This window comes from Ectobacillus funiculus (genome assembly GCF_004138295.1).
In the GTDB taxonomy this organism is placed as follows: domain Bacteria; phylum Bacillota; class Bacilli; order Bacillales; family Bacillaceae_G; genus Ectobacillus; species Ectobacillus funiculus.
The window spans coordinates 21,611-28,525 of the sequence record NZ_SCFM01000038.1; the positions used below are offsets into that span (position 1 = coordinate 21,611).

6 protein-coding genes are annotated in these 6,915 nt (G+C 41.6%); all 6 read left to right on the top strand.

What is annotated here, in order from left to right:
* Positions 1-222 precede the first annotated feature (222 nt).
* Positions 223-1,989 (top strand): sensor histidine kinase, encoded by a 1,767-nt coding sequence (locus EP737_RS19520; RefSeq protein ID WP_129730087.1) that lies wholly within the window; start codon positions 223-225, stop codon positions 1,987-1,989.
* Between the two features lie 4 nt (positions 1,990-1,993).
* A complete protein-coding gene (locus tag EP737_RS19525) occupies positions 1,994-3,469 on the top strand; it encodes a response regulator (protein ID WP_129730090.1) in 1,476 nt (491 codons plus the stop codon).
* A gap of 383 nt (positions 3,470-3,852) precedes the next feature.
* A complete protein-coding gene (locus tag EP737_RS19530; RefSeq protein ID WP_129730092.1) occupies positions 3,853-5,175 on the top strand; it encodes an ABC transporter substrate-binding protein in 1,323 nt (440 codons plus the stop codon).
* A 224-nt stretch (positions 5,176-5,399) separates the two neighbouring features.
* On the top strand, positions 5,400-6,266 hold the full coding sequence (locus EP737_RS19535) for a carbohydrate ABC transporter permease (protein WP_129730094.1): 867 nt from the start codon (positions 5,400-5,402) through the stop codon (positions 6,264-6,266).
* Entirely contained in the window at positions 6,266-6,709 is a 444-nt protein-coding gene (locus EP737_RS19540) for an ABC transporter permease family protein (protein ID WP_246040314.1), read from the top strand. The genes EP737_RS19535 and EP737_RS19540 overlap by 1 nt, the downstream gene beginning before the upstream one ends.
* 30 nt (positions 6,710-6,739) lie before the next feature.
* On the top strand, positions 6,740-6,915 hold a 176-nt coding region (locus tag EP737_RS26330), incomplete at its 3' end, for an ABC transporter permease subunit (protein WP_246040315.1).

Below are 6,915 nucleotides of genomic sequence, written 5' to 3' on the forward strand. Positions count from 1 at the left end.
GTATAAATAGGGCTACGCCTCTGTCTTCGCCCAAGGGCAGGGCTCGCCAGTCGGCGAATTTTCTTTAAGGAATCAAAAAGCCGCGAGTATAAAGAGAATAAATACTCATGGCTTTTTTGTATTGGAGTAGAAGTGTATGATAGTAGCAATGTAAACGAGTATACTAAGAAAATATTGGTTATCACTACAGTGGTTAACCTTTTGTAAAAGGCAGGTTGTACAATGAAGCAACGATTTCAAAAGCGACTGTTACGATTTAAAAACGAAAAAATTAGATACAAGTATTTTACTTTTTTGATTGGCTTGACTATTCCGCCCTTATTTTTGCTTGGATTCCTTTCCTACAATATTGCTAAGGATGCCTTGCTGCAAAACCAAATGGAGTCAACGCAAAATCATCTTCAAACATCAAGTGAGGTTGCAGATTTATTATTTCGCAATGTCATCAATATGGAGCGTCTCATTTCATGGAACAAGGATGTTCATCAACAATTAAAGGAGAGTGCACAAGCCCAAGGTGACGAACAAAATGTTCTTGGCGAGAGTACAACGAAACGTATCCAGAATCTAATTGCAAGCTATCTAATTGATACACAGGATATTGATTCTATTTGCTTGTTTGATGTGCAAAATCATTCGGTATGCTATGGAAATTCGAACAGTACGGGGATATATGGAACTGGGGGCGTACATGGAGAAATTTCTCTCAATGATTGGTATCAAAAGAGCGCAAAGGCGAATGGAAAAGCAGTATTTTTTGGCTACAATGTCCTAACAGGAAGCGGGTTCGGCAGCACATTTTCCTCGGTGAAGCTATTAAAAGATCCTGAACAATTATTTAATCCGGTGACGACGGGATTGTTAGTTATAAATATTAAAAAATCTATGTTTTCAAGGGTATTTAAGGAGAGTGAGGACAGTTCATTTGTTGTGCTGGATGCTTCTAATGATAAGGTACAAGCGATCTATAATTATCCTCCATCGTTTGAGATTAAGGACAGTCTTGGGAAAAGTACCACAGAAACCTTTGCGAAGCTGCAGAAGAAAGGATATCTTGTAAGCAGTGATATCAATCAGACAACAGGTTGGACATTTGCGCAAGTTACGAAGGAAAATAAACTGCTTAAGCAATCGAACCGGATTGGAATTGTAACGGCGTCCATTTCCCTCTTTATTGCTTTCATTTCTTTATTTTTCTCATTTATGGTATCTGGGACGATCGCTCGTCCTTTATTACAGCTGAGAAATATGGCAATGGATTGGACGAGAAACTTATGGAATTCAAATGAGGAGCCTCATTCAGATGATATAGGTGTAATTGGGCGAACATTTGAGCGAATTACAGTTGAAAATAAAGAACTGAATGAACGGCTGATCAGTGCTCAATTGAAAGAAAGAGAGGCAGAGCTCAGAGCATTGCAAGCGCAGATTAAGCCGCATTTTTTATACAATACACTAGATTCAATGTATTGGATGGCCATTTTACAGAACAATCATGACCTTGCCAAAATGGCAGTGGCGCTGTCACAAAGCTTCAAACTGAGCTTAAATAATGGGAAGGATATGATTTTGGTGTCACAGGAATTAGAGCATATCCAGCATTATATGACGATTCAAAATATGCGCTATCATAATCGATTTCAGTATATTGAGGATGTTGATCCATCTTTAATGAATAAGGAAATGCTTAAGCTGCTGCTGCAGCCGCTCGTGGAGAACGCAATTTATCATGGATTAGAGCCGAAGGTCGGAGAGGGAAGCATTCATGTAACAGGCAGAACCGAGGACGGTTGGATAGTTTTTACCGTTAAGGATGACGGTGTTGGGATAGAGGATATGAATGCGATCGAGCAGGGATACGGCTTACGCAACGTCCGAGAACGGCTGCAGCTATGCTATGGAAATGATAGTGAATTAAATATTTCAAGCGTAGTTGGTGAGGGAACGAGCGTTGAAATTCGCTTCCGAGAAGATGCGAAGGGGGAATAAAATTGTGCTAAAGGCAGTAATTTTTGACGACGAGTATATTGTACTGCAGGGACTGCAGGCAATGATTGACTGGTCAAAATACGGAATTGAGCTAGTAGGTACAGCGACCGATGGAAATGCCGCGTGGAGCTTGTTTGAAGCGCATCGTCCTGATATTGTATTCACAGATATTCGTATGCCTGGTATGGACGGCTTACAGGTGATTGAAAAGATATTAGCTGCGGCACCTGATACAATGTGCATTGTATTTAGCGGCTTTAATGAATTTGAATATGTAAAGCGCGCGCTTAAATTAGGTGTGGCTGATTATTTAGAAAAGCCTATTACAATTCCGATGATTGAGGATGCGATCACAAAAACCATCGAAAGAATAGAGCGGGAGAAAGCGGTTTCCTCGTTACAGCTGAAATGGGAGGACAGCAGACAGGAGCTGCTGGAGAAGGCAACGTTAGATTTGCTTCTTCGCGGCGAGGAAGCAGAAGCGAAGTGGCGCGATTCTTTTGGGAGAAAAGCGGACGAGGTTACAGGTGTAACTGTTATTGCTCTCTCTAGAGATGATCTTACCTTAGATGATGCTGATTCCTATCAGGCAATTCATGTACGAAACGGCTTAGAGCATCTGATTGCTGTCCTTCATTTTCAGGAGGACGCAACAGATGTCTGGAATCAGCTCTTATATTGGACGGAGCCTGCTGGTGTTGGCCGGACATATGAGCAAATCACAGATGCTGGGAAAAGCTACCGAGAGGCTTTACAAGCACTGCGGTATGGACAGTTTATGGAGGAGAAAGGGTGGACTCGCTTTGAAGATATCGGGGAAAATCCAAAAATTCCAGCAAGTCTATCAGAGCAAGAAGAGGCAGTTATCTTTTATATGCGTACCGGGGATAAAGCAGGTCTGCTTGGGCAGCTTGATCTTTTTATTAAGCAGTTAGAATCAGAAAGACTGAATCCTGATATTATGGAACGCGAAATACTAAAGCTTGTGTACCTAGCTATGGAGATAGCGAAGGAAACAGGAGAGGATGTATATAAAATTCGTCAGGCGGACTATCTGCCTCATCTAGAGATACGAAGCATACGTACAAAAGAGGAAATGTTTGCATGGTTGCGCGCTCAAATGGAGATGCTGATGGATTGGACACTCGATGTTCGCTCTAACGCTAAGCATGAAGCTGTAGAAAGTGCTTGTGCATATATGAAGCAGCATTATAATGAGGACCTAACGCTTCAGGAGGTATCGGAGCATGTCGGGATGAATGCTACCTACTTCAGCCTGCTGTTTAAAGAAGAAATGGGTCAGTCTTATATTAAATATTTAACACAGCTGCGCATGGAGCGTGCAAAGGAGCTGCTTCGGGAAGGCTATAAGATTGCTGATGTTAGCGAGAAGGTAGGGTATCATAGCTATCGGCATTTCTCAGAGCTGTTTAAGAAGCATGTTGGGATGAAGCCAGGGCAATATAAGGATTCCTTTTGAGTGAACAAACCCCTTTTTCACATATTGTGAAGGAGGGGTTTTTTATGGTTTTATATAACCACTTATGAAGAGTATCGAGCAGATTCTAAAACAGAAATAAATAAAAACGGTGGTAGTTATAATGTATTGTTTTTTTGTATGAATCCAAAAAAAACAGACGTAATACAAAAAAAGAGCACTTACAAATACCTTTGAAAGCACTTACAATTAAGTTAAATCAAAGGGCCCCAGAGATTAAGAAACAGGTTATCAAGCTGTACGTTACGCAATTATTTAGTAATACCTTTTATGTAAAGATATTTCTGTAGAGTTTAAAGAAAGCGATTCCAAACTTGTTATTAGGTGCGAAAGCACTTACTACTAGAGGGAGAGGGAAGCATAGCATGATGAAAACAAAAAAGAAAATCTTAGCGGTATTATCTACGACAGCACTTTTTGCAGGTATCTTAGCTGGATGCGGCAGCAGTGATAGCAAAAGCGCTTCGGGCGGGGGAGATTCTAAAGAAACAACTCTTACATTATTAATGGATAACCAAAGTCCTGCAGCAATGGAAGGATACAAAGCTGTTGCAGCAGAATTTGAGAAAAAATACCACATTAAGACTGAAATTGAAACTCGTCCAGGCGGTTCAGAGGGTGACAACCTAATTAAAACACGTCTTTCCACAGGTGACGCAACAGACTTAATAGCGTATAACTCAGGTTCACTTATGCAAGCATTAAATCCAGAGAAGAATTTTGTGGATCTCACAAATGAACCTTATATGGACACAATTTTGGATACATTTAAGACAGCGGTAACAGTAAACAAAAAGGTATACGGCGTTCCTGTTGGCACCTTCAACTCAGGCGGTTGGTTCTACAATAAAAAGGTATATAAAGAGCTTGGTCTTTCTATTCCAAAAACATGGGACGAGCTGATGGCAAACAATGAAAAAATTAAAGCAGCTGGTAAAACAGCGGTTATTGGCACATACAAGGATACATGGACATCTCAGGTTATTCTCCTTGCAGACAACTATAATGTTCTAGCAGAAAGCCCATCCTTCCCAGAAGATTTCACAGCGAATAAGGCGAAAATGGCGACAACACCAGCCACCCTTAGAAGCTTTGAAAAACTAGAGGAAATCAGCAAAAAGGGCTACATGAACAAAGACTTCAACGCGACAGGTTATGAGGCAGGATTAAAAATGCTAGCTGAGGGTACAGGCGTACAATATCCAATGATTTCCTTCGCACTAGCAAACCTTGCAAAATTGTATCCAGATCAAATTGATGATATTGGATTCTTCCCGCAGCCTGGTGACAGCGCTGACAAAAATGGTATCACAGCATGGGCACCGGGTGCTATTTATATTAACAAAGCAAGCGAGCATGTAGACGAAGCAAAGAAATGGGCAGAGTTCTTCGTTTCTCCAGAATCTCAACAGCTATACATGTCTAAAGCAACTCCTGATGGTCCACCTGCAATCAAGGATGTAAAGCTTCCGGACAATGTCTATGCTGCAGTAAAAGACATGATTCCATACTTTGACGAAGGCAAAACAGCACCGGCACTTGAATTCTTAAGCCCGTTAAAAGGACCAAACTTGCCACAAATCACATCAGAGGTAGGCGGCGGTATGAAATCGGCGAAAGAAGGAGCGGCAGCCTACGATCAAGACGTAGAAAAGCAAGCGAAGCAGCTTGGCTTAAAGGGCTGGTAATCTGCTGAGGTTACACTTAAAAAGCGAGGCCCTGTCAGTGCTCGACAGGGCTGCTTTTTGCACTGTAGGAATGGATAAATTTCTAGCCGGAAGATCATTCGACGTAGCGAGAAATTTTAGGAATACAGTATAAGTGCAACTACGCCTCTGTCTTCGCCTAAGGGCGGGGCTCGCCAATCGGCAAGTTTTCTTTAACTTAAGTTATAGAGAGGAGATTCAGCGAAATGAATAGTCTTACAAATCGGACATATACGTATATGTTTCTCATTCCAGCCGGCATTATTTATTTTGTATTTTTCTTACTTCCTACCGTTATGTCCTTATTTTTTAGTATGACATGGTGGTCCCTCACAGATTGGAAATTTATCGGATTAGAAAACTTTAAAACATTTCTGACAGAGCCTTCTCTGAATATCGGATTTAAAAATACGATTATCTACGCCATTGTGACATGTGGTCTTAAGGTCATTCTTGGCTTGCTTCTTGGTGTATTCCTTAGCTCAAAGCTCAAAACAGTGAGCTTTATCCGTTCTATGGTCTTCTTCCCAACTCTTTTAAGTACAATCGCAATCGGGATGGCATTTGCAATGATGATGCACCCGACGCAAGGATTGATTAACCTGGCATTACAAGCAGTAGGGATTGTAGGTCCAGACTGGTTAGGTGACAGCAAAATCGCACTTCTTTCCGTCGCATTGGTTGATGTGTGGAAGGGTGTAGGAATGGCAACTGTAATCTTTATCGCCGGGATTATGTCTATTCCAGAGGATTACTATGAAGCTCTTATGATTGATGGCGGAAACGCCTGGCACAAGTTCTGGAACATTATCCTGCCGCTGAGCCGTCCTGCGATGAACTCTGTTATCATTCTAGCATTTATCGGTGGTCTTCGTTCCTTTGACTTAATCTGGGCAATGACAAAGGGTGGCCCAGGCTTTAGCACAGATTTAATTGCTTCTATTATCTATAAGCAATACCAAGCAGGCTTTTATGGCCTATCCACCGCTGGAAATGTAATTTTATTCCTACTTGTCTCTGCATTGGCATTCCCGCTATATGCTTATTTGAACAAAAAAGAGGTGGACCTATGATGAACAAGGTAGCGAACCAAAATATAACACCATCTGTTGTTCCTGAAAAACACAAGGGATTGACGGGTAAAAGGGTTCGGAAATTCCTAGTGGAATGTATCGCCATACTATCAACTTTAGTCATATTTGGGATTCCATTTTACTTTATTCTCGTGAATGCTGCGAAGGATACACAGGAGTCTGCGCTGCTGAATATGTCATGGCCAAGCCCCTTCCAGCTAGTAGAGAATATGAAGGCTGTACTAGCAGCGCAAGACGGCATGATCATTCGTGCTTTCTTTAATAGTACTCTCATTACCGGATTTTCTATCCTGTTGCTCATTATCCTTGGCGCTATGTCAGGGTATGTGCTGCAGCGCAAGGTCAGCAAAGCATCACGTTGCTTTGACTTTTTGATCCTTGCAGGGCTGATTATCCCGCCGGCAATCGTACCGACAATTTAGGTATTAGATGGAATCGGATTATTTAAAACGATGCCGGGAATCATCCTTGTACTTGTAGCACTGAATTTACCGTTTACAGTATTGCTTTACAAAGGTTTTATGGCAACGATTCCGCGTGAAATTGATGAAGCGGCATTGATTGATGGCTGCAGCAGATTCCGCTTGTTTTTCGCCATCATTTTACCGTTGTTAAAACCAGTTTCCGC